This window comes from Arthrobacter sp. AK01, from assembly GCF_021109375.1.
GTDB lineage: Bacteria > Actinomycetota > Actinomycetes > Actinomycetales > Micrococcaceae > Arthrobacter.
Genome location: NZ_JAJOHP010000038.1, coordinates 1 through 22597 on the forward strand (window position 1 = coordinate 1; position 22597 = coordinate 22597).

General features: G+C 64.1%; 18 protein-coding genes, 1 pseudogene and 1 riboswitch. Of the genes and pseudogenes, 14 read left to right on the top strand and 5 right to left on the bottom strand.

From position 1 onward, the window contains the following. Nucleotides 1–115 precede the first annotated feature (115 nt). Together LN996_RS14235 and LN996_RS14240 are read left to right on the top strand one after the other, a co-directional pair. Nucleotides 116–616, top strand: a pseudogene (locus LN996_RS14235) (substrate-binding domain-containing protein); the annotation flags it as partial. Nucleotides 617–642: 26 nt separating this feature from the next. Then, on the top strand, nucleotides 643–1827 hold the full coding sequence (locus LN996_RS14240) for a Gfo/Idh/MocA family protein (RefSeq protein WP_231341022.1): 1185 nt from the start codon (nucleotides 643–645) through the stop codon (nucleotides 1825–1827). 10 nt (nucleotides 1828–1837) lie between these two features. Here LN996_RS14240 and LN996_RS14245 read toward each other — a convergent pair whose 3' ends face one another. Further along, nucleotides 1838–2776 carry a LysR family transcriptional regulator gene (locus tag LN996_RS14245; RefSeq protein ID WP_231341023.1) on the bottom strand — a complete coding sequence of 313 codons (939 nt, stop codon included), beginning with the start codon at nucleotides 2774–2776 and terminating at the stop codon, nucleotides 1838–1840. 107 nt (nucleotides 2777–2883) lie between these two features. On the opposite strand from LN996_RS14245, the gene tdh reads away from it, so the two are divergent. The 4 genes from tdh (at nucleotide 2884) to hutI (ending at nucleotide 7679) form a co-directional block, all read left to right on the top strand. Next, nucleotides 2884–3930 carry an L-threonine 3-dehydrogenase gene (tdh, locus tag LN996_RS14250; protein ID WP_231341024.1) on the top strand — a complete coding sequence of 349 codons (1047 nt, stop codon included), beginning with the start codon at nucleotides 2884–2886 and terminating at the stop codon, nucleotides 3928–3930. Nucleotides 3931–3972: 42 nt separating this feature from the next. Then, on the top strand, nucleotides 3973–5166 hold the full coding sequence (locus LN996_RS14255; protein ID WP_231341025.1) for a glycine C-acetyltransferase: 1194 nt from the start codon (nucleotides 3973–3975) through the stop codon (nucleotides 5164–5166). A 162-nt stretch (nucleotides 5167–5328) separates the two neighbouring features. Continuing rightward, nucleotides 5329–6426 (top strand): FAD-binding oxidoreductase, encoded by a 1098-nt coding sequence (locus tag LN996_RS14260; protein ID WP_231341026.1) that lies wholly within the window; start codon nucleotides 5329–5331, stop codon nucleotides 6424–6426. An 11-nt stretch (nucleotides 6427–6437) separates the two neighbouring features. Beyond that, entirely contained in the window at nucleotides 6438–7679 is a 1242-nt protein-coding gene (gene hutI, locus LN996_RS14265) for an imidazolonepropionase (protein WP_269215734.1), read from the top strand. Between the two features lie 72 nt (nucleotides 7680–7751). Here hutI and LN996_RS14270 read toward each other — a convergent pair whose 3' ends face one another. Then, nucleotides 7752–12140 (bottom strand): endo-alpha-N-acetylgalactosaminidase family protein, encoded by a 4389-nt coding sequence (locus tag LN996_RS14270; RefSeq protein WP_231341027.1) that lies wholly within the window; start codon nucleotides 12138–12140, stop codon nucleotides 7752–7754. Between the two features lie 275 nt (nucleotides 12141–12415). Here LN996_RS14270 and LN996_RS14275 point away from each other — a divergent pair, with 275 nt between their 5' ends. From LN996_RS14275 to LN996_RS14295, 5 genes are read left to right on the top strand one after another with little or no spacing between them, the layout of a single operon-like run. Next, complete coding sequence (locus LN996_RS14275; RefSeq protein WP_231341028.1) at nucleotides 12416–13333, top strand: SIS domain-containing protein; 918 nt, start codon at nucleotides 12416–12418, stop codon at nucleotides 13331–13333. A 10-nt stretch (nucleotides 13334–13343) separates the two neighbouring features. After that, entirely contained in the window at nucleotides 13344–14279 is a 936-nt protein-coding gene (locus tag LN996_RS14280) for an ROK family protein (RefSeq protein ID WP_231341029.1), read from the top strand. Next, on the top strand, nucleotides 14276–15244 hold the full coding sequence (locus LN996_RS14285; protein WP_231341030.1) for a 1-phosphofructokinase family hexose kinase: 969 nt from the start codon (nucleotides 14276–14278) through the stop codon (nucleotides 15242–15244). The genes LN996_RS14280 and LN996_RS14285 overlap by 4 nt, the downstream gene beginning before the upstream one ends. Beyond that, nucleotides 15226–16080 carry a class II fructose-bisphosphate aldolase gene (locus LN996_RS14290; RefSeq protein ID WP_231341031.1) on the top strand — a complete coding sequence of 285 codons (855 nt, stop codon included), beginning with the start codon at nucleotides 15226–15228 and terminating at the stop codon, nucleotides 16078–16080. Before LN996_RS14285 ends, LN996_RS14290 begins: the two co-directional genes overlap by 19 nt. Before the next feature lie 23 nt (nucleotides 16081–16103). Further along, on the top strand, nucleotides 16104–16895 hold the full coding sequence (locus tag LN996_RS14295) for a DeoR/GlpR family DNA-binding transcription regulator (protein WP_231341032.1): 792 nt from the start codon (nucleotides 16104–16106) through the stop codon (nucleotides 16893–16895). A gap of 8 nt (nucleotides 16896–16903) precedes the next feature. Here the strand turns inward: LN996_RS14295 and LN996_RS14300 are convergent, their stop codons facing one another. Beyond that, on the bottom strand, nucleotides 16904–17584 hold the full coding sequence (locus LN996_RS14300; protein WP_231341033.1) for a histidine phosphatase family protein: 681 nt from the start codon (nucleotides 17582–17584) through the stop codon (nucleotides 16904–16906). A 62-nt stretch (nucleotides 17585–17646) separates the two neighbouring features. Between LN996_RS14300 and LN996_RS14305 the strand changes: the two genes are divergently transcribed. After that, nucleotides 17647–18420 carry a CPBP family intramembrane glutamic endopeptidase gene (locus tag LN996_RS14305; protein ID WP_231341034.1) on the top strand — a complete coding sequence of 258 codons (774 nt, stop codon included), beginning with the start codon at nucleotides 17647–17649 and terminating at the stop codon, nucleotides 18418–18420. Between the two features lie 119 nt (nucleotides 18421–18539). On the opposite strand, the gene LN996_RS14310 is transcribed toward LN996_RS14305, so the two are convergent. Then, a complete protein-coding gene (locus LN996_RS14310) occupies nucleotides 18540–19178 on the bottom strand; it encodes a VOC family protein (protein WP_231341035.1) in 639 nt (212 codons plus the stop codon). Between the two features lie 202 nt (nucleotides 19179–19380). Between LN996_RS14310 and LN996_RS14315 the strand changes: the two genes are divergently transcribed. Both LN996_RS14315 and LN996_RS14320 read left to right on the top strand, forming a co-directional pair. Then, nucleotides 19381–20721, top strand: a complete 1341-nt coding sequence (locus tag LN996_RS14315) for a bifunctional o-acetylhomoserine/o-acetylserine sulfhydrylase (protein WP_256491246.1) — start codon at nucleotides 19381–19383, stop codon at nucleotides 20719–20721. 163 nt (nucleotides 20722–20884) lie between these two features. Continuing rightward, nucleotides 20885–21001, top strand: a riboswitch (SAM riboswitch). 14 nt (nucleotides 21002–21015) lie between these two features. Continuing rightward, nucleotides 21016–22137, top strand: a complete 1122-nt coding sequence (locus tag LN996_RS14320) for a homoserine O-acetyltransferase (RefSeq protein ID WP_231341037.1) — start codon at nucleotides 21016–21018, stop codon at nucleotides 22135–22137. Between the two features lie 22 nt (nucleotides 22138–22159). On the opposite strand, the gene LN996_RS14325 is transcribed toward LN996_RS14320, so the two are convergent. After that, nucleotides 22160–22564 carry a DUF2076 domain-containing protein gene (locus tag LN996_RS14325; protein ID WP_231341038.1) on the bottom strand — a complete coding sequence of 135 codons (405 nt, stop codon included), beginning with the start codon at nucleotides 22562–22564 and terminating at the stop codon, nucleotides 22160–22162. Between the last annotated feature and the right edge of the window lie 33 nt (nucleotides 22565–22597).

Below are 22597 nucleotides of genomic sequence, written 5' to 3' on the forward strand. Positions count from 1 at the left end.
CCCCCGGGGGGGGGGAGCCCCGCATCACTAACCGGGCGGGGGGTCCGCGCACCCCGTCCCCCGCGCGGGGGGGGGGGGCGGCGGGCCGGGGGCCCCCGGCCCCCACGGCCATCGCAGGGTAGCTTGTTTGACTCCCGCAACGGCGGCCGGCACCTCCGGCGGTACCCGGTACCGTGCGTACTCGGAGGCGTTGGCGGATGCGGGGATTCCGGAACGCGACGATTTCGTTGGCTTGTTCGATGGCACCAGTGCCGGGGCCTACGCCGCGGCCACGCGGCTGCTCAGCCTGCCGGACCGGCCTACCGCCATCTACGCCACCACCGATTACGCGGCTGTCAGCGCCATTAATGCCGCCCAGCGCCTGGGCCTGGCCGTTGGCACTGATGTGGACATCATCGGCGTGGGCAACACCGTGGAAGGTGAGCGGATGTCACCATCGCTGAGCACCGTGGGTCCCGTCGATTTCTTCGACAAACTCGCCCGGGTTCTCTTGAGGCGGGCCACAGGTCCGGCCGGCACGGCCGCGACGGAGCAACCCGGCGTCCTCGACTTTCCCTGGCACTTGTTCGTGCGCGAATCGGCGCCGCACCGCAGCGCCGCAACCAGACTTTACTAGGAACCAGAAGAAGGAAAAAGCACACCATGGAAAAGGATTTGAAGGTCGGCATCGTAGGTTTCGGCCTGCGTTCAGGGCTTTGGAAACACGCCCATAAGCCGGGCCAGGGCTCCGAGGTCACCATTGTTTGCGACCTCAGTGAACGAGGCCGGGCGGACGCTGCGGAGCGCATTCCTACGGCCCGGGTCACGGACGATCTTGAGGAACTGCTGGCCAGCGGCCTGGACGCCGTCCTGGTCCTGACCCCCGATAACCAGCACGCCGCCGTCGCGGTCCGTACGCTCAAGGCGGGCATCCCCACCTTCTGCGAGAAGCCGCTCGACATCACTGTGGAGGCTGCGGACTTGATCCTTACGACGGCCTACGAAACCGGCACCCGCTTGTACGTCGGCCACAATATGCGGCACATGCCGGTGGTCGTCCAGATGCGCCAGCTCATCGAGGAAGGCCGAATTGGCGATGTCAAGGCCGTGTGGTGCCGCCACTTCGTCGGTCACGGCGGTGACTACTACTTCAAGGACTGGCATGCGCAGCGCGCCAATGTCACCTCGCTGCTGCTCCAAAAAGGTGCGCACGACATCGATGTGATCCACTGGCTTGCCGGTGGCTACACCAAGCGGGTTGCCGCCGTCGGCGATCTTGCTGTCTACGGTGACGTAGCCAACCGCAGCAACAATGCCGGCAAGCGCATGGGGGATTGGTTCTCCATGGACAACTGGCCGCCCACTGAGCAGAAGGACCTGGCGGAGGTGATCGACGTCGAGGATATCTCCATGATGAACATGGTGCTGGACAACGGCGTCCTGGCCTCTTACCAGCAGTGCCACTTCACGCCTGATTACTGGCGCAACTACACGGTGATCGGCACCAAGGGCCGGATCGAGAACCTCGGCGACGGCCCCGGGGAAACCATCAACGTGTGGACCAGTCGGACGTCAGGCTATGCAGTGCCTGACGAGGTCATCACCATCCAGGACGGGGAAGGCGGCCACGGCGGCGCGGATCCCCGCCTGATCGAGGAATTCCTGCGGTTCGCTTCCGTAGGCGGCCAGACCCAGACCAGCCCCATCGCCGCGCGCCAGGCAGTAGTGGCCGGCATCCTCGCAGCCGAATCGCTGCGCGGGGACGGCTCGGCCCGCGAGGTTCCGGAACTCCCTGAGGAGATGGTGGAGTACTTCGACGCCGGCCAGCCCGCCCTGGTCCGCGACTGACCGTCCGCGGTCAGCGGGGGCTGGATAGCTCGATAAGCTCGGTCATGACGGTTTGAAGTGACTCGCAAACCGTCATGACCGATTTCCGTTTAAGTGTCTCCGGCCGGGCCAGGATGTCGATCTTGCGCACCGAATTCACCCCTGACAGCGGTCGCAACACCACTCCGGCGTCCAGGACCCTGCGTGCCGTGAACCGCGGCAGGAGCCCGATCGCTCCGCCCGCCGAGACCAGCGCAGCGACAGTGGAGTAGTCGTTGATGCGGTGCAGCACCTCTGCCGGCCGCCCGCTCACGGCAACGACGGCGGCCAGCACATCGGCGGGGGAGTAGCCGTCGCGGCTGGTCACCCAGGATTCGCCCACGACGTCGGACGGCTCCAGTTCGTGCCGGGCTGCCAGGGCGTGGCCCGCGGGGAGCGCGATGTCCAGTGGCTCGTCGGCGAGCGGAATCACCGCCACTTTGTCTCCAGGCCACTGCGGGCTGTTGTCCATCCGGTGCGCCAAAACAAGGTCGTACCGGGCAGCCAACCCCGGGAAATCCTCCTGTGCCACGTCCTCATCGGAGAGTCGCAGCCGAGGCGACTTCCCGTCGTCGGACGACTTTCCGCTGGCCAGCAGGGCCGCCAGCGGCGCGAACAGCGCCTGGCCGGCACTGTGGAATGCGCTCACACTCACCGGCGCATCGGGAGCGTCGTGGTAGGCGCCGATTGCTGCCCGTGCATCCGCCATGGCGTTCACGACGGCGGCACCGGCCTCGGCGAGCACGCGGCCTGCGTCGGTCAGCACCAAAGCCCTGCCCTCTTTGCGCGTCAACGGGACGTCCACCGACTTCTGCAGCAGGGCGAGCTGTTGGGAAACGGCCGAGGGTGTGACCATGAGTGTCTCTGCCACGGCCTTCACGCTGCCAAGGTCGCCGAGTTCCCGGAGCATCTGCAGCTGGTGAATTTCCATTAGCAAATACTAAATCGTTGATTGAGAAGAATCTAGTTGTGCTAAATCGTCGGCGGGGATTCAATGGACTCAGCAGCAGCGAAGCAGCCCCAGCAGTGAGGAATTCCATGAAGGCTCTCTACAAATCCGGACCGCACGCAGGGTTCGAACTCGTCGACCGTCCCGAGCCCGAAGCGGGCCCCAGCGACGTGAAGATCCGTGTGATGACCACCGGCATCTGCGGTACCGACCTCCACATCCAAAGCTGGGATGCCTGGGCTCAGGGCATCATCGAAACGCCACTCATCGCAGGCCACGAGTTCTACGGCGAAGTAGTGGAAATCGGCGAGGACGTCCGCGACGTCAAGGTGGGGGACCGGGTCTCCGGCGAAGGCCACGTAGTCTGCGGCATCTGCCGTAACTGCCGCGCCGGTCGCCGCCAGATGTGCATCCACACGGTCTCCGTCGGCGTGCAGCGCGATGGCGCCTTTGCCGAGTACGTCGTCATCCCCGAAACCAACGTCTGGGTCCACCATGATGAATCCGTCACGCCGGAACTCGGCGCTATCTTCGATCCCTTCGGCAACGCCGTCCACACCGCACTGAGCTTCCCGCTGGTCGGCGAAGACGTGCTCATTACAGGTGCCGGCCCCATCGGACTTATGGCAATCGCCGTCGCCCGCCACGCCGGTGCCCGCAAGATCGCCATCACTGACGTCTCCGCGCCGCGGCTGGAACTTGCCCGCCAGATGGGTGTGGACCTTGCCGTGGACGTCTCCAAAATGCGCGTTCGCGAGGCACAGCAGGAACTGGGCATGCGCGAAGGCTTCGACATCGGTTTGGAAATGTCCGGACACCCCACGGCACTCCCTGAGATGATCGACAACATGAACCACGGCGGCCGCATCGCCATGCTCGGCCTTCCCAGCCAGTCCATCGACATCGACTGGGGCAAAGTCGTGACCCACATGCTCACGCTCAAGGGCATCTACGGCCGCGAGATGTTCGAAACCTGGTACGCCATGAGCGCCATGCTGTCCTCCAACCCCGTGCTGCACCGCAGCATCTCCGCCGTCGTCACCGACAAGCTGTCCGCAAAGGATTGGGAAAAGGGCTTCGAAATCGCCCGCAACGGTACAGGCGGCAAAGTGGTCCTCGACTGGACCGAACTGTAAGACCTGACTGCAACCGGATACCCCCAAAACCTAGGAGCACCCATGTATTCAGCCATCAAAGACCAACTGCAGGGCGAACTCGACGAGATCCGCAGCGCCGGTCTCTTCAAGACCGAACGGCACATCGACTCCCCGCAGGCCAGCCACATCGCCGCCGGCCAGCTCGGCCAGCCCGCCAACAAGGTCCTGAACTTCTGCGCCAACAACTACCTTGGCCTGGCCGACCACCCGGACATCATCGCCGCAGCAAAGTCCGCCATGGACGAGCGCGGCTTCGGCATGGCGTCCGTTCGCTTCATCTGCGGAACCCAGGACCTGCATCTGGAACTGGAGACCCGTGTCTCCGCGTTCCTGGGCACCGAGGACACCATCCTGTTCTCCAGCTGCTTCGACGCCAACGGCGGCGTGTTCGAGTCCCTCTTCGGCCCCGAAGACGCCATCATCTCGGACTCCCTGAACCACGCGTCCATCATTGACGGCATCCGCCTGAGCAAGGCCAAGCGCTTCCGCTACGCCAACCAGGACATGGCAGACCTCGAGGCCAAGCTGGTTGAAGCAGAAGGCTCCCGCCGGAAGATCATCGTCACGGACGGCGTGTTCTCCATGGACGGCTACCTCGCGCCGCTCGAGGCCATCTGCGACCTCGCCGAGAAACACGACGCTTTGGTGATGGTGGACGACTCCCACGCCGTTGGATTCATGGGACCCACAGGTGCCGGCACGCCCGAGCACGCCGGTGTTTCCGAGCGCGTGGACATCTACACGGGGACCTTCGGCAAGGCCCTCGGCGGCGCATCGGGCGGCTACGTTTCCGGTCGCGGCGAGATCGTTGCGATGCTTCGCCAGAAGGCCCGCCCCTACCTGTTCTCCAACTCGCTCGCCCCGGCCATCGTTGCGGCCACCATCAAGGCAATCGAGCTGGTCCAGGAATCCGGCGAACTCCGTACCCGCCTGTTCGAGAACGCAGCGCTGTTCCGTCGCCGGATGAGCGAGGAAGGCTTCGAGCTCCTCGACGGCGAACACGCCATCATCCCGGTCATGTTCGGTGATGCCGTGGTTGCCGCGAAGGTTGCCGACGAGATGCTCAACAACGGCGTTTTCGTCACCGCTTTCAGCTTCCCGGTGGTCCCGAAGGGCGTGGCCCGCATCCGCGTGCAGCTTTCCGCAGCCCACAGCGCGGACGACGTCGAAGCGTGCGTTCAGGCGTTCGTCAGGAGTCGCGCCGCGGTCGCCTGACCCCCTCTCACCTCCGGTGGGTTCCCGCCTGATGCTCTCTCACTCCCTTGGAGCAAGTGAGAGAGCATTTGGGTTTAGGGGCTGTTAGGTGAGAGATGGTCGGTGGGTGGCAAGGGTTGGAGGCCTGTCGCCGCGGCCGCGTCGGTCTGACAGGATGGAGCCATGGCTTCGAATTATGACGTGGTAATCGTTGGCGGCGGCATCGGGGGACTGTCGTTGGCGGCGGCTCTGGCGGGTAAGTGCACTGTTGCGCTTGTTGAGGCTGAGCAGTCCCTGGCCTTCCACACTTCGTCGCGTTCCGCGCGGCAACTCATCCCCAGCTACGGCCCAGCGGTGGTCCAGGAGCTGACCATCCGGACACTGGAGATGTTGGCGGAGAGGGATGCCCAGGCGGCGGAGCCGATCCTGACGCCTCGCGGGTTCATGCTGGTGGGGGACCAGGAGACTGTTCGCGCCGAAGCCAGCGGCAATATGCACCCCATCACCCACCAAGAGGCCATGCAGCTCTGCCCTGCGCTGAATCCAGATTCCTTCACCGCCGCAGGGCTGGATAACGGCTCCTTCGGCTGCAACGCCCCGCTGTTGCTCGAGGAACACCGCCGGACCGCCGAAGCTGCGGGCGTGGATATCATCACCGGCGCCAAGGTCCATTCGGCCCAGCGGCTGGGGAGTGGCTGGCAGGTGGGCGCGGGAACAGAAGGCTTCCAGTCCGGCGTCGTTGTCAACGCTGCCGGTGCGTGGGCGGATGAGTTGGCCGTTATCAGCGGCGTGGAAAAGCTCGGACTCCAGCCTTACCGCCGGACCGCAGCGATCGTGAACGTGGAGAACCCGTTGACGCCTGAAACACCCATGGTCTGTGCTGCAGACGACACGTTCTATTTCCGCGCCGAGGGCAACCAGGTACTGATCTCGCCGTCGGAAACGGTGCCCAGCGGAGCCGAGGACGCCAAGCCTTACCCAGGTGACGTTGAGGCGCTGATCAGCAAACTCAACGGTGTAACGTCGCTGGGCATCCGCTCCGTGGACCGTGCGTGGACAGGCCTGCGGACCGAAGCCGCGGACGGCATCCCCGTGGTGGGATTCGACGCCGAAGCGCCCGGCTTCTTCTGGTTGGCCGGACAGGGTGGCTACGGGTTCCAGACGTCCTCGGCCATCGCCGAACTTGCGGCCTCCCTGATCCTCGACCACGTCGCGGCAGACAGTCCGGAATCCCGGACAGCGGAGCAGCTCGCGGCAATACGCTGGTCCATCCGGCGCTGAACAATAGGGTCATGAGCGGAATCACGAACGGGAACAGCGGCACCACCATTGTCATCACCAACATCGGCGAGTTGATGACCCAGGACCTGGAGCATCGAGTCCTCAGGGACGCGGCGATCGTGATCGAAGGTGAGCGCATCGCCTGGATCGGCCCCGCCAAGGACGCCCCTGCCGCTGACGCGAGAATCGACGCGGAGGGCCGTGCCGTCCTGCCCGGTTGGGTTGATTCGCACTCGCACCTCGTTTTCGCCGGCGACCGCACGGCCGAGTTCGAGGCCCGCATGGCCGGCGAAAGCTACAGCGCCGGCGGAATCGCAGTCACCACGGGAGCCACACGCAGCGTCAGCGACGACGAACTAACCCGCCTCGTGCGGGACCGCGTGGCTGAAGCGGTCTCGCAAGGAACCACATACCTGGAGAGCAAAACCGGCTACGGCCTCGACGTCGCGAATGAGGCCCGCAGCGCCCGCATCGCCGCGGCCGAAGTGGACGAGGTCACCTACCTCGGCGCGCACTTGGTCCCGAAAGGCTCCGATCCGGAGGAATACACGGACCTGGTCTGCGGCCCAATGCTCGACGCCGTCCTGCCGTACGTCCGCTGGGCCGACGTCTTCTGCGAGCGGGGCGCCTTCACGGAAGACCAGTCGCGTCGCGTCCTGACGGCGGCCCGCAACGCCGGGCTCGGCCTGCGGGTCCATGGAAACCAACTGGGCGAGGGGCCCGGGGTAGCATTGGCCGTCGAGTTCGCGGCCGCCAGCGTGGACCACGTCAACTATCTCTCGGACAAGGACATCGCCTCGCTCGCAGGAACCTGGGCGGGCTGGGACCCGGCAACGGGCGCCGGCACAAGGGGAACCGTGGCAACCTGCCTTCCCGCCTGTGACCTCTCCACTCGCCAGCCCCTCGCGCCTGGCCGTGAATTGCTCGACGCCGGCGTGCAGGTAGCGCTGGCGGCCAACTGCAACCCTGGCACCTCGTACACCAGCTCCATGGCCTTCTGCGTGACCACGGCCGTCCTCCAGATGCACCTGAGCGTCCATGAGGCCGTCCGCGCAGCAACGTACGGCGGCGCCTTGGCGTTGGGCAGGGAGTCCGGGAACGACGCCGACGGCGAAAGGGCGGTGGGTTCGCTCGCCGTCGGGCATCGCGCAGACCTGCACATGCTGAAGGCGCCGTCGGCCACCCACCTGGCCTACCGTCCCGGGATCCCGCTGACACACTCGGTATGGCGGGCGGGCGCTCGGGCCGTCTGATTAAAGCAACGCGGGGTCACTTATGGCCCCTTCCGAGGTTACGGATGGGCTATAAGTGACCCCGCGTTGGGCTTACGCGCAGCTGAACTTCGCGTCGGCCCAATCACCCCAGTCGTCGCCGGCGTCGTCACCGTTCTTGTCGGCGATCAGCTCGACGTTCTGGACACCTGTGATGTCCACGTTGAGGGGAAGTGCTGCCGAATCGGCACTGAGAACGGGAGTCCTCAGCAGTTCGCGCCCATCGCCCTTGACGATAAAGACCACGGATCCGTGCAGGCCCTTGTTCAGCTTGGCGTCGTCCACTCCCACCACGGCGGTGAAGGCGTTGCACTTGGCTTCCGTTGCGATGCTGATCTTCGAGTCGGCGTGGACGCCGATGCCCTTCGGATAGACGACGCCGTCAAGCCGTAACGCGGGTCCGTCACCGGCGTTCTGCTCACCGTTGGCACGGCCGCGTTCCGCAGGTCCCCAACCGTTGGTGCTGCCGATCCACGGCAGGTCGGAGGCGAACACAGTGCCCGTCAGGACGGGCGCCGGCGGCTCCTGCGACGTCGAGGAACAGGTGAACTTGGCGTCGGCCCAGTCCGCGTGGTCGTTGCCGTTGGAGTCGCCGGCGTCGTTGGCCACCAGCTCCACGTACTGTGCTCCGGTGACGTCCACGGTCAGCGGCAGGGGAGCGCTGGTGGCGCCCAGGACAGGGGTGGTGACCTTGGTGGCGCCATCTGCCACAACGGAGAACTTCACGCTGCCCCGCGTCGGCTGGGCGTCGTCAATACCTACCGTTGCCGTAAAGGCAGTGCAGTAGCCGCCGAGGTAGTAGCGGACATTGCCGTTGGCGTGGGCACCCAAACCCTTGGCATAGACCGTGCCGTTCAGGGTGAGGGGTGTGCCGTCGCCCGTTCCCGTCCCGCCGTTGGACTGGTCCTTCTCAACGGGCCCCCAGCCGTTCGTGGCGCTGACCCAGGGGTGGTCGCTGGCGAACACGGTGGCCTGCGGTGGTTTGGGCAGCGTCCGGACGGTGGACGTCGTGCTGATGGTGCGACCGCCTGCAGGCTCTGTTGTGGTGGTGTATTTGGCCGAGGCAGTGATGGGGTAGTCGCCATCGGCCGAAGCGGGCGCGGTGATCTTCCACGTGGTGGTCAGGGTGCCCCCGGCCGGCAGGGTCGCGGCCGTTGCAGGCGTGGAAGGGGTTGCCGTCCAGCCCTCGGGAAGTTCGAGCGCAACGGCGAGGCCGCTGATGGCCGCCGGTTCGTCCGAGACGAACGTGGTGACGAAGTCCTGCGCTTTGCCCTGCTGGACCACGTCGCCTTGAAGCGCAGCCGAGAGTTGGGCGCAGGCCGGGACGGCGCCCGAGGCGCCGAGGTCCTCCACCAGGAAGTTGTCCAGGGTGAAGTCCGAACCATTCGAGCTGCCGGTTCGCTGCAGCCCCACAAAGTAGTCTCCGCAGAAGCCGGTATCGAGGATCTGCTCAAAACGGGCGGTGGTGGTTTTCGCATCGATGGCTTGGCTGCCCGTCACTGCGGGACCTGCCTGCGAGTCATAACCGGAAACCCAGGCGTATTGCCCGGCCTTGGAGTTCTGGTAGTCGAAGGACACCTTGTACTTGTGGCCCGCCTGGAACGGTACGGTCGCCTCGGTGGTGCGGTAGACCATGCCCGATCCACCGTTGGGGGCGAGGTTTTCATCGTGGGCGATCAGCGACCAGGTGCCGTCCAGCACTTCGTCGATCACGTTGGCATCCCAGCCCTTTTGGGTGAAGGGTTCGTTGCGCTCGGTGATGTGCGTGCGCGGGTCCGTGGAGCCGCCGGCGTCGCCTTTCACGAACGGTCCCCAGCCCTGGTCCACGTCCTCGAAGTCCTCGCTCAACACGCCGGTGGTTGCCACCCGGCTGGTCTTGACCGCCCGGAAGTCATCGACGCGCACGGTGGCATCGCCGTCGGCCGCTTGGACGGAAACGGTGGCCTTGGTGTTGTTCCGTGGCACGTCCACCAGCACCCGTACGCGCTGGAAAGCCGTGCCATGCTTTTCGTCGCCTGCCACGTAGTTTTCGGCGTTGGACGAATCGATGGTGACGCTTTCGGTCTTGCCGTTGATGGTGACGGAGAGCGTGGTGGGACGGGTCTTGCCGGGTTGGATTTCCACCCAGGCACTGACGGATTGGGTTCCGGCGTCCAGCTTTACTTCCTGGCTGATCGACGACGGCGTTGCCCCCATCTGAGCGTAGCGGCGGCCTTTGTCGTCGCGGACCTGGGTGACGTTGCCTGTGGGGGTCCACGGGGAGAGATCGGCACCGTTGAAGCCGGGATCGTTGAACGCAGTGCCTTTACCGAAGTCGGCCTTCTTGGGCAGATCGGCCTTGTTGTTCTTCGGGGCAAGGACATACGGCTGCTTGGCGTCGGCCGTGACGGTGACCTGCCCGTTGACCACAGGCACATCGGCCACCTTGACGCGGCCGTTGTCGGTCAGCTTGAACAGTTCAAGCGGGCCGGACGTGGCGAACTCCTTGGTGAGGGTCCACGTGCTGGCACCCCCGGCCGGGTTGTAGTGGTAGAGCTTGTCGGCCTTGCCGTTCTCCTTGGAGGACCACGGCAGCAGGTACGTTCCACCCTGCAGTACGGAGGTTCCACCCACCGTGATGTTGCGTTCCTCGGCGGTGTTTCCGGTGACGGCCAAGCCATCGGCGAGGTCGATGCGGTCGGCCGTCCACTTGGTGATCTGGTGGTGCTGCAGGAACTTGGCGGGCACGTTGGCCGTCCAGACGTTCTCGCTGAAGGCGTTGAAGTCGTTCTGGCCAGTCCAGCCTTCGAACTCCACAATGTGGCTCACGCCAAGCTTGGGATCGGGGTTCCAGACGTCCGACTGGGTGTTGTTGATGAAGCGCAGGATCTGGGAGTTGATGCCCTTGTTGGTGGATCCACCGTACTTTTCGTCGTTGGCCCAGTGGGACCAGGTGTTGTTCCGGGAAAGGTGGTCCGCCCATTCCGAGCCGACCCGGAAGCCGTTCTTGACGAGTTCCTGTTGCAGCCGCTCGGCCAGCCAGCCGAATTCGTAGTAAACGTCCACGTAGACGAAGTCCAGGTTCTTGTCCGTGGCTTCGCGCAGTTCCTTGATGCGCTGGGCGAGCTTGCCCGAGTTGATGTCCTCGCGCTGGTTCATGTAGTAGGACTGGTCCAGCCAATTCCAGCCCAGGCCTTTGTCGGCGCGCAGCAGGTCCTCGCTGAAGGACTTGGCTTCAGGGTAGATCTCGGTGGCATTGATGTGGACGCCGAAACTGGCGTTCCAGTCTTTGCCTTCCTTGACCAGCTTGTTGAGGTCCTCGAGGCCACCGGCCCGGGTGTTGAAGTTGTTGCCATAGTCCGTGTTCGCCGAGTCGTGGCCCTCGCTGGTGTAGCCCTTGAGCATGGCCACCTGACCCAGGCCGTCTGTGGCCAGGGAGATGCGTTTGACGTCGTCCAGGGTGCGCAGGAACGGGTGGGTTGCCAGGGAGGCAAAGTTGAACGGGATGTGGGTGATCACGTTGTCCGGTGTCTGTTCGCCCTTGTTGGCGCTGACCTGGATGGACCTCATGGCGATCGCCGCATCCTGCCAGTCCACGCCGCCGTCGGCATTCGCGTCAGGGGTGATGGCGACGCGGGTCCATGGAAGTTCCTCGGTGGCGTCGGAGCCCTCAGTGCGATACAGCCACTGACCGCTGGCGAGACCCATGGTGACTCCGCCTGCACCGTCGCTGACGGCTTGGCGCCAGAAGCGGCCGCGGTCCTTCGCGCCCGGCCCGGAGGACGTGTCATACAGGGCGTTGGATTCAACTGCGGCACCCAAGGTCCCGGTGTTGGCCAGTGCGTAGGCGGAGCTCTTGGCAGCGGCATCCAGGGGAGTGGACGCGGTGATCGGCGTGAATTCGTCGCCCGTAACACTCCGGTCCACGGAAAGGTTGGCGGTGGATATCTGGGCTCCGGGCTGGGTGGAGCCCACGGTCACCAGGTTCAGCCGGGGGAGTTGAAGCGTCTTCACCTGGTGCTCGGTGGAGTCCTTGATCTCCGTGACATTAAACGAGACCACGTTCTTTTTCACTGAGAGCCGGGCTTTGATCACGGTGTTGCCGAATTCGGGCACGGTCAGGACGTAGTCCCTCGCGTCCTTTCCGGAAGCGGTGGACGTTCCGGTGACCGTGTACTCCACGCCGTTGATGGTGATGGTGTTGAGCCGCGTTGTGGTGCCGTCGAGGCGGGCTTTGGAAGCTGTATGGGTATACCCGAGGACCTGCGGGAACGTGGTGGCCACATCCACCCTGAGTTGGCCGGACGTGAGGGTCGTTGAATCGGCGGCGCTGACGATCTCCGCGGGTTGGGTGGATGGGGCTGCGGTGGCGGGTTGAATAGCCAGCAGACCCAGCGAGGATGAGGCGACGACGCAGGCCAAACTTAGTGAGGCGAGGCGTCTGGGGGAGGACAAGCCGGGCATTATGCTCCTTCTTGATTTTTCCGAGCTAGTAACAATCATGTTCTTGCGGACCCGTCTAAGACTGCTGCATGGGACAGAAGTTGACAAGAGTTAACAGTCACTTAACTTAAAAGCACATGTCGGCACACGCTTTCCATGGTTATGCGACCAGCTCAGCCACCCGCAGTTAATGAGCGGTCTTCGCATGCGGATGATCCTTGTGAGATCGAAAATGATCGTTTAGTGTTTCTATAGATCAGAAAACGTCATTAAGCTGAGCGGGAGCGAAACAAACGATGAGCGAGAACACACTGGGTGCCTTCATGGACGAAGAGCTGGCCTCCCAGCCCGAAGTCTGGCAGCGCGCCGTCGAGCAAGCACGTTCCGAGCAACTGCTTCCCGCCGATGGCAAGCGCATCGCCGTCATCGGCTGCGGGACGTCCTGGTTCATGGCGCAGAGCTACGCTGCAGCCCGCGAATCCGCGGGTAAGGGCGTCACGGACGCGTTCGCGGCGTCCGAGGCTTTCCTGAACAACAACAGTGCCGATCGCCAGTACGACGCCGTTGTGGCCATTACGCGGTCAGGAACCACCACTGAGGTTCTTGAGATCCTGGCTGAGCTTCAGGGGATCGTCCCCACGGTGGCGATCATCGGCGACACCTCCTCGCCGATCGTCCCGTTGGCAGACGCCGTGATTGGACTGCCCTACGCGGATGAGCGTTCCGTGGTGCAGACCCGCTTCGCCACCACGGCATTGGTCTACATGCTGACCAGTCTCGGAATCGATGTGCAGCAAGCAATCGAGGACGCCCGGGACGCCGTCAGCGCTCCGGTCTCCCAGGAACTGCTGGACGCCGAACAATTCACTTTCCTGGGCACCGGCTGGACGGTGGGCCTGGCTCACGAGGCCGGCCTGAAAATGCGCGAGGCCGTCCAAGGCTGGACCGAGTCCTACCCCGCGATGGAGTACCGCCACGGTCCCATTTCCATTGCTGCACCTGGCCGCGTCACCTGGTTGTTCGGAACCCAGCCTGAAGGCTTGGACAACGACATGGCAGTCACCGGCGCCCTCTACATCCACACGGACAAGCATCCGCTGGCTGAACTGGCGCGGGTCCACAAGGTAACCCTGGAGCGTGCGCGCGTCCGCGGACTGAATCCGGACCTGCCCCGCAACCTGACGCGTTCCGTCATTCTCGACGCCTCCGCCTAGGCACCCGATCATGGTTCTCGGAGCCGCAGAATCACCTGTCCTTTCATTCGACGTTGGCGGGACGGACATCAAAGCTGGTCTGGTGGATGCCCGGGGGACCGTTCTGGGCATGCGCCGGGTCCCCACGCCGTTGGATTCGGCGAGGCCGGGCGAGGCGGTCCTCGACCGGCTCGCCGAGCTTGCTGCGGAGTTGGCGTCCGAGTTCCCGGGCTCACCGGCCCGCGCCGCCGGCATCATCGTTCCGGGCATCGTGGACTCTGCTGCCGGAGTTGGCGTCTACTCCGCCAACCTGGGATGGCGTGATTTCCCGTTCACTGCCGAGGCCGAGAAGCGCCTGGGAATCCCGGTGGCGTTCGATCACGATGTCCGCTCCGCTGCTGCGGTGGAACACAGCATTGGTGGCTCGAAAGAGTTCAACGACGTCGTGGTGATGGTGGTGGGAACTGGAATCGCAGCGGCCGTGTTCTCAGGTGGGAAGGCTGTCACAGCGGGCGGTTTCGCCGGCGAGCTCGGCCATGCCCAGGTGCCGGACCCTGATGCCGCCGCCGGAACCGCCAACTCCACCATCCTGGAAGCCGTAGGTTCCGCCGGGGCCATCGCGAAGCGCTACCACCGGGCGTCGGGGAACAGGGTGAATGGCGCCCGTGGCGTCCTGCTCAGGGCAAATTCGGGCGACGAACTGGCAGCCCGTATCTGGGCTGATGCCGTGGATGCCCTCGCTTTCACCATCTGCCAGTGCGTCAACATCATCGGTACCGAGGCAGTGGTTATCGGCGGAGGCCTGGCTGAAGCCGGGGATGAACTCCTGGAGCCCCTCCGCGTCCGGGTGGACCAGATCCTCGATTTCCAGCGGCGTCCCCAACTCATCCGTGCTGAGCTGGGTCAAGATGCAGGCTTGCTCGGTGCGGCCTTGAATGCCAGGGCACTCTTGGGAGGCACCCAGTGAAACGCGCTGCTGTGAACCGCATCATTACCGTCACGCCCAACCCGGCCATTGACATGACCTACACCGTGCAGGGGATCACCGAGGGCGCCAGCCACCGCGTCCCCACGCCCTTGAGCCGGGCGGGCGGCAAAGGGATCAATGTAGCCCGCGTTACGCACCAGCTCGGCTACCCCGTCCTTGCCATTGCACCCACGGGTGGGGCGGCGGGCCAAACCCTCGCTGCTGAACTCTGGACGAGTGGAGTGCCGCACGCCCTGGTGGGGGTCGCCGCCGAGACCCGCCGCAGCATCGCACTCGTCGATACCATCGCGGGGGAGACGTCCATCTTCAATGAGGAGGGCCAAGCCCTGCTGCCGGATGACTGGCGATCGCTCCGGATTGCGGTGGTTGAGGCCGTGAGCGGAAACCGCAACCTGCCGGCCTCCGTCCTGGTCGGTTCCGGAAGCCTGCCCCCTGGCGCCCCCGCGGACTTCTATCCGGAACTGGTCCGGTTGGCCCACGACGCCGGCATCCCCGCCATCATCGACACTTCCGGTCCCGGAATCATCGCGGCAGCAAAAGCTGGAGCCGACGTCCTCAAGCCCAACCACCACGAACTCGCAGAGGCCACCGGGGAGTCCAGCCTTGAAGCGGCGGCCCTTTCACTGATCGACATGGGTGCCCGCACCGTGCTCGTCAGTGCAGGTGCGGACGGGATGCTCGCCTTCGACCACGCAGCCCCCGGCGGTTACTGGAGCGCCCGCTTGCCCGAGGCGCTCAGCGGCAACCCCACAGGAGCGGGCGACGCCGGTGTGGCGGCTGCCGCCGTCGCGCTCGCCGAAGGCATTACCGAACCCCGCGAAATACTTCGCCGTGCCACCGCCTGGTCGGCCGCGGCCGTACTCATGCCCGCGGCGGGCGAAATCTCGCCGCGGTACCAGGAACTTCAAGACCAACTGATCGTGACATGGAAGGAGACCCGGTGACCCTGGTCAACACGCGGGAACTCATGGACAGGGCCGCCGCCTCCGGCACGGGCCAAGGCGCGTTCAACATCATCCACATCGAAACGGCCGAAGGGCTGGTGGCTGGAGCCGAAGCGGCCGGTGTTCCGCTGATTCTGCAGATCTCCGAGAACTGCGCCAAATACCATGGCGGGCTCGAGCCCATCGCCTCAGCCGCACTGGCGATCGCCCGTTCGGCCGCTGTGCCCGTTTCGCTTCACCTGGACCACGCCGAGTCCGAAGACCTGGCGCTCGCCGCAGTGGATCTCGGTTTCGGTTCGGTCATGTACGACGGCGCGCATCTTCCCTACGAATGGAACGTCGAAGTCACCCAGCGCGTAGCCAAGTACGCCCACGAGCGTGGTGTCTATGTGGAGGCCGAACTGGGAAAGGTGGGAGGCAAGGACGGCGCCCACGCCCCGGGCGTCCGGACGGACCCCGCTGAGGCCAAGGCATTCGTTGAGGCAACAGGAGTGGACGCGCTGGCTGTGGCTGTGGGTTCCTCCCACGCCATGACCGAGCGCAGCGCCGCTCTGGACCTGCACTTGATCACACGGCTGAAGTCCGCCGTCGGAAAACCGCTGGTCCTTCACGGCTCCTCAGGCGTCACAGACGAGGTACTCGTAGCCGCTATCGGCGCGGGTATGACTAAAATCAACGTATCCACACATTTGAACGGGTTCTTCACCCGCGCCGTCCGTGAGTACCTCGATGCCAACCCTGCAGTGGTAGATTCCCGGAAGTACATCAAGGCCGGCCGGGAAGCCCTGGTGCTGGAGTCCGCACGTATGCTGACGCTGTTCGCCAAAGCGAAATAGCAGGAACCCGCGAAAGGCTCGTCATGACCCGCACCGATCGGCTGACCGCCATCCTCGATCTCCTGGCCGAGTCCGGCCATGTGGAAGTCGAGGACATCGTGACGCGTCTTGGCGTGTCACCAGCCACGGCACGACGAGACCTGGATAGCCTCGCCAAGCAGCGGTTGCTCAGCCGGACCCGGGGTGGCGCCACCACTGGATCAGTGGCCTACGACCTTCCGGGCCGGTACAACCGTGACGATCACGCTGTGGCCAAACAGGAAATCGCCCTGGCAGCGTCTGCCTTGATCCGGCCCGGTGCTGTGATTGGGCTCAGCGGTGGAACCACCAACACAGCGTTGGCTCAGCTCCTTTCCACCCGTGAGGACCTCAACGCTCCGTCCCACACGCCCACCCTGACCGTGGTGACCAATGCCATCAACATTGCCTCGCAGCTGGCAGTGCGTCCCAACATCAAGATCATGGTCACCGGCGGCATCCTGAACCCGCGCTCCTACGAACTCGTGGGCCCCTACACCGATGTCATCATGCAGAAAGTTGCTTTGGACATCGCGTTCATTGGCGTCAACGGCGTGGACCCGGACCTCGGCCCCACCATCACCGACGAAGGCGAAGCCATGGTCAACACGGTGATGGCACGCCGGGCCACTGAATCCTATGTTGTGGCGGACTCTTCCAAGGTAGGCCGCCGTTCCTTCGCCGCCATGGCCGGCTACGACTTCAGGCACCTCATCACCGATTCCGGCATCAGCGCCGAGGACAAAGCCGCCTTCGAAGCCAAGGGCACCGAAGTCATCGTCGCGGCCGCCAGCTAGGGTACCTGCTAGAACCGCATCTTCGGTGCGTGAAGCACTGAGTCGTCAACATCCCTGGGCACCCACTGGCTGAACGGCAAATCCAAACTGTACTGCCCGTCGTCGTTCTTGATCAGTGTGCGCAGCTCGGCGTTGTCCGGGTTGTTGAGCGACTCGAAGTACTCAACTGTCCAGTGGAACCAGCGCATGCAAAACAGGCGCATGGTCAGTCCGTGCGTCACCAGGAGTGCGTTCGGGGCATAGCTGGGCTTTTGCCAGTGGCGGTAGAGCGTCTCCATGAACGATGACACGCGGTCGTACACGTCAGAGCCGGACTCACCCTCGCGGAACCGGTAGAAGAAATGGCCGTACAGGTTGCGCAGCTCCTTTTGATCTTCGATTTCCCCGGCAATTTGGAAGTTGGCCCAGTCCTGTTCCCGCAGCCGGGGTTCCTCGATCACGCGCTCGATCAGAGGTCCAAGTTTCATCGCTTCCAGGGTTTGGTAGGCCCGCAAATACGGCGATACGTAGACGCAGACCTGCTCGCCATCGAGTTTCCGGCGAAGTGCTTCGCCGGCAATCCGGGCCTGCTCCACCCCCATCTCAGTCAGGGGGATCCGATAATCCGGCACACGGTTGTAGATGGTCGTGTCGGCATTCGCGGCCGACTGTCCGTGCCGGATCATGAAGATTCTCGCTGGGGCGCCCATCCCACCAAGCATAGGTGCGTGGTTCCCGGCAAAGTGGCAGGAACTGCGGGCAAGATAGGTACATGTTCCTTGCTTCCCGCCGCCGACTGCGCGCCGAAGTACTTATTGTGCTGGGCCTTTCCCTGGGCCAGTCGGCCGTCTACTCCGTGGTGCAATTACTGGACAAGATGACGCGGGCACCGTTGGCCGACGCCACCTCAACCCTGAACAGGTCCCAAAGCACCCGGGAGTACTTCGACCTTACGTACCAACTGCTGGACATCATCTTCGCCCTGGTGCCGGTGGCCCTGGTGTTCTATTTCCTGTCCATGCATATCCAGGCGAACCGGGATGGTGAGAGCGGTTCGGCCTTCGCCCGGCTTGGCTTCAATTTTGCCCGCCCCGGGAAAGACCTGCTTCAGGGTTTGGGACTGGCGGCGGCTATCGGTATTCCATCGCTGGGTCTTTACGCGGCCGGGCGGGCCCTCGGAATCACCACGGCCATCGTGCCCAGCGGGCTGGACGCCTACTGGTGGACCGTGCCGGTGCTGGTCCTCTCGGCCATCCGGCACGCAGTCGTCGAAGAAGTGATCGTGGTGGGTTACCTCATGGACCGCTTCGGCAAGTTCGGCTGGAGCATGCCGGTAGCCATCGTTGTCAGTGCCGTCCTGCGGGGCAGCTACCACCTGTACCAGGGCTTCGGGCCGTTCATCGGCAATGTGGTCATGGGGCTGGTGTTCGCGTGGATCTACACCAAAACCAAGCGGGTGATGCCGTTGGTGATTGCCCACGCCTTGCTCGATATCGTGGCGTTTGTTGGCTTCAGCCTGTTCGGTAAGGCGGTTGGCTTGGGATAGGGCCTTAAAATTATCCGGCCGCCATCAGTGGGTGACGTCATTGGCACCCGCTGATGGCGGCCGAAGTTTTACCGGACATGGTTGACCGGTCCCGGGACTGGCCCGGATGGAGGGGGCTGTCAGATGGTGACGGCCCCGGAGGCGGTTTCGAAGGTGACGGCCAGGATGCCGGGGGTCCCGTGCGGGGCCATCCACTGGACCGCAACGTCCTCAAGCGGCTTTTCCACCGGCTCGCCCAACCACTCGGTGACGCGTTCGGCCGAGCCTGCAATGGTGAGGCTGGACATCTTGACGTCGCTCTCGTAAATCCTGGACGGGTGCAGTGCCGGGTCGCCCTCCCACTTGAGCAGGTACGGGACCTGGGGATCGGCGATCAAGCCGAGGATTCCGATTTGCTGCCACACCAGTTCGCGACCGTCCGGGAACTTGCGGTTGCCCGGAACAGCGGAGCGGCCAAGCCGGTCTTCGAACGGGGCGAGGTCCTCAACAGCGACGCACCAGCCCATCCACCCTCCTCCGGCAGCTGAGCGTGCACGAACTGCTTGGCCAAATGGTGCTTTGTCTGAAGCAGGGTGGTCCAGGACCTCCACCACTTCAAGGTACTTGTTATCCGCAAGGGGAATGATCATGTTCCGGGTACCGAAGCGCGGGTGCACTCCGCCCCGGACAGCGTCCACTCCCAATGCCGCGGAAATTCGTTCGGTAGTGGCCAAAAGGCCATCTCGTTCACAGGCGTAAGAGACGTGATCCATGCGCATGGCTTCATCTTGGCACTTTGTGATCGGGGTCTCAGCTAAGTCAAGCCTAACTAAGGTGGGATGTGTATAAACCGTGACGGTGGGCGTCATGGAGGGACGCGAAAAGACCGAAAGATTCCACCGGCGTCACAAAGCTGTCCTAGCCTCCGGACAGTTCCTAGACTGGCCCCAGCTCACACCGCACCACATTCCCGCCAAACCCATGCGTTATGAAGAGGAGAACTCCATGTCCCAAGGATGGTCTTTCGAAACCCGCCAGATCCACGCAGGCCAGGAGCCCGACTCCGCCACAGGCGCGCGGTCGCTGCCGATCTACCAGACCACGTCCTTCGTGTTCCCCAGCGCCGAAAGTGCTGCCAACCGCTTTGCCCTGGCCGAACTCGCACCCATCTATACCCGGATCGGCAACCCGACGCAGGATGCCGTGGAGCAGCGGGTTGCGAGCCTTGAAGGCGGACTGGGTGCACTCTTGCTCAGCTCCGGCCAGGCTGCCGAGACATTCGCCATCCTGAATATCGCCGAGGCCGGGGACCACATCGTAGCGAGCCCCAGCCTGTATGGCGGTACCTACAACCTGCTGGCGCACACGCTGAAGAAGTTTGGCATCTCGGTCACGTTCGTCGAGGATCCTGACAACCTGGACCAATGGCGTGACGCTGTCCAGCCGAACACCAAGCTGTTCTTCGGCGAAGTGGTTTCCAACCCCCGCCAGGATGTGCTGGATATCGAAGGCATCGCCCGTACGGCACATGAGGCCGGTGTGCCCCTGATCGTCGACAACACCCTGTCCACGCCGTACCTCATCCGACCCATCGAGTGGGGCGCGGACATCGTGGTCCATTCCGCAACCAAGTACCTGGGTGGCCATGGCTCCGCAATCGCCGGAGTGATCGTGGACTCCGGCAACTTCGACTTCGGCAAGGACCCGGAGCGTTTCCCTGGCTTCAACACGCCGGACCCGAGCTACAACGGACTCGTCTACGCCCGGGACTTGGGCAAGGACGGCGCGCTGGGTGCCAACCTTTCCTACATCCTGAAGGCCCGCGTCCAGTTGCTTCGCGACCTTGGCTCGGCTGTGTCCCCGTTCAATGCCTTCCTCATTGCCCAGGGCCTGGAGACGTTGAGCCTGCGCGTGGAACGCCACGTAGCGAACGCCACCAAGGTTGCCCAGTGGCTTGAAAGCCACGACGACGTCGAATCGGTGGCCTATGCGGGCCTGCCGTCCAGCCCGTGGTACGACCGCGGCCGAAAGTATGGCCCCAAGGGCACCGGCGCAATTGTTGCCTTCAACATCAAGGGCGGCGTGGACGCCGGCAAGCGCTTCGTGGACGGATTGGAACTGCACTCCCATGTCGCCAACATTGGCGACGTCCGTTCCCTGGTCATCCACCCGGCGTCCACCACTCACAGCCAGCTGACGGTGGAACAGCAGGTCGCTGCCGGCGTCAATCCCGGCCTGGTCCGCTTGTCCGTAGGCATTGAGCACGTCGATGACATCATCGCCGACCTCGAAGCCGGATTCAGGGCTGCCAAGGGCGCCTGACGCCCGAGCTCATCACCTCCGCCGGGAACGCCGCCCGCGCCGACGATTATTCGCCGGGCGGCACTTCCGGGTGCTTCTTCGTGAATGAAGCTGGCCCAAACCGTCACACTGTTGTCACATTCTTCGCCAGAACCGCCCTGCATTTCCTAGACTCTTCGTATTAGGTCATGAGTGCCAGCACACAGCCCCGGCTTGCTGGCCGGCAACCCTCCTCCGCGGTGGGGTGCCCCGGGTGAAGACCTGGCCTGTTCGCACGCAAGGCGACGGGCAAGCGCGAGGATAGGTGTCAAAGGAATGACCATTACTGCTACAGCCCTTCCAAAATCCGGAGAAGAAGACGGAACCGTCAAGTATGCCGGGATCGGACCGCTGGAACTTGAAGCCGGCGGACTCCTTCCGGACGTTGTCCTGGCGTATGAAACCTGGGGCCGGTTGAACGCGGACGCGTCCAACGCCGTGCTCATCGAGCATGCGCTCACGGGCAGCACGCATGTCGCCCGTGGAGCCACTGACGAAGAAGGCTGGTGGGAGCAGCTGGTGGGGCCTGGTGCCACCATCGACACCAACAAGTTCTTCGTCATCTCCATCAACATCGTGGGTGGCTGCTATGGGAGTACCGGACCATCGTCGGAAGCGCCGGACGGCAAGCCCTGGGGCTCACGTTTCCCCTTGATCACCCTGCGCGACAGCACGGAGGCCGAAGCGCGACTGGCTGATGCCCTGGGTATCGATGCCTGGCATGCTGTGTTGGGCGGTTCGATGGGCGGCGCCCGGGCACTCGAGTGGGCCGTGACATTCCCGGACCGCGTCAAACGCTGCGCCGTCATCTCGGTGGGCGCCTACAGCACGGCCGAGCAGATTGCCTTTGCGCAAGCCCAGACTTTGGCGATCAGGCAGGACCCGAACTTCAACAACGGCGACTACTACGGCGGCTCTGCGCCCGAGCACGGTCTGGCGCTGGCCCGGCGCATCGCCCACATCACCTACCGCTCGGCACTGGAGCTGGATTTCCGCTTTGGCCGGCAAGCCCAGCACCAGGAGACACCGCTTGCTGCCGCGGTGTTGGGGGAGCGTGGCCGCTACCAGGTGGAAAGCTATTTGGACCACCAAGGGACAAAGCTGGTGCGCCGTTTTGATGCCAACAGCTATATCGCCATCACCGAGGCCCTGATGTCCCATGACGTCACGCGTGGCCGCGGCTCGCTGGAAGCGTCGTTGTCGCGGACCACAGCTGAGTTTTTCGTAGCGGCAGTAGACAGCGACAGGCTCTACTTCCCGGCGCAATCGCGTGAATTGGCTGCTGCGCTCCCGGCCGACGTGCCGGTACAGGTCATTGAGGCACCCATTGGCCACGACGGGTTCCTCACCGAAATCGGGCAGCTTTCAAGCCAACTTCGCCAGGCGTTCTTCGCCTAAGCCTCCGGACGCATCAAACGGCTTAGCCGTTCATGATGTCGGCGCGCTGCTTCATGTAGTCCTCCATGGCGATCTCGCCGTTGCTGAACTTCGCGTCCAGTTCTGACAGCTTCCGTGCCCGGTAGCCCTGCGGCTCGGAGCCGCTGGATGCCGGGAACGGCGCAGGGGATGAAGGGCTCGACGGCGGCCCGGCCTGCGGTGGCGCATCCGCGGGGCGGACGACGGCCGGCTCGGATGGGTAGCCGGGGTAGTTCTGTTGCGGGAAGTTCTGTGGGGGATAGCCCGGACCCGGCAGGTTCTGCTGCGGGTACCCGGGGCCGCGGAAGTCGCCATGCTGGATCCGGCGCGCCCGGGAGCGGTTGTACATACGGATCCCGAGTGGGATCAGCCACGAGCAGACGATGATCCAGAAGATCAGATTGTTCACAGTGCAGGCCTCCTAGGTCTTCTCCCAGCTTAG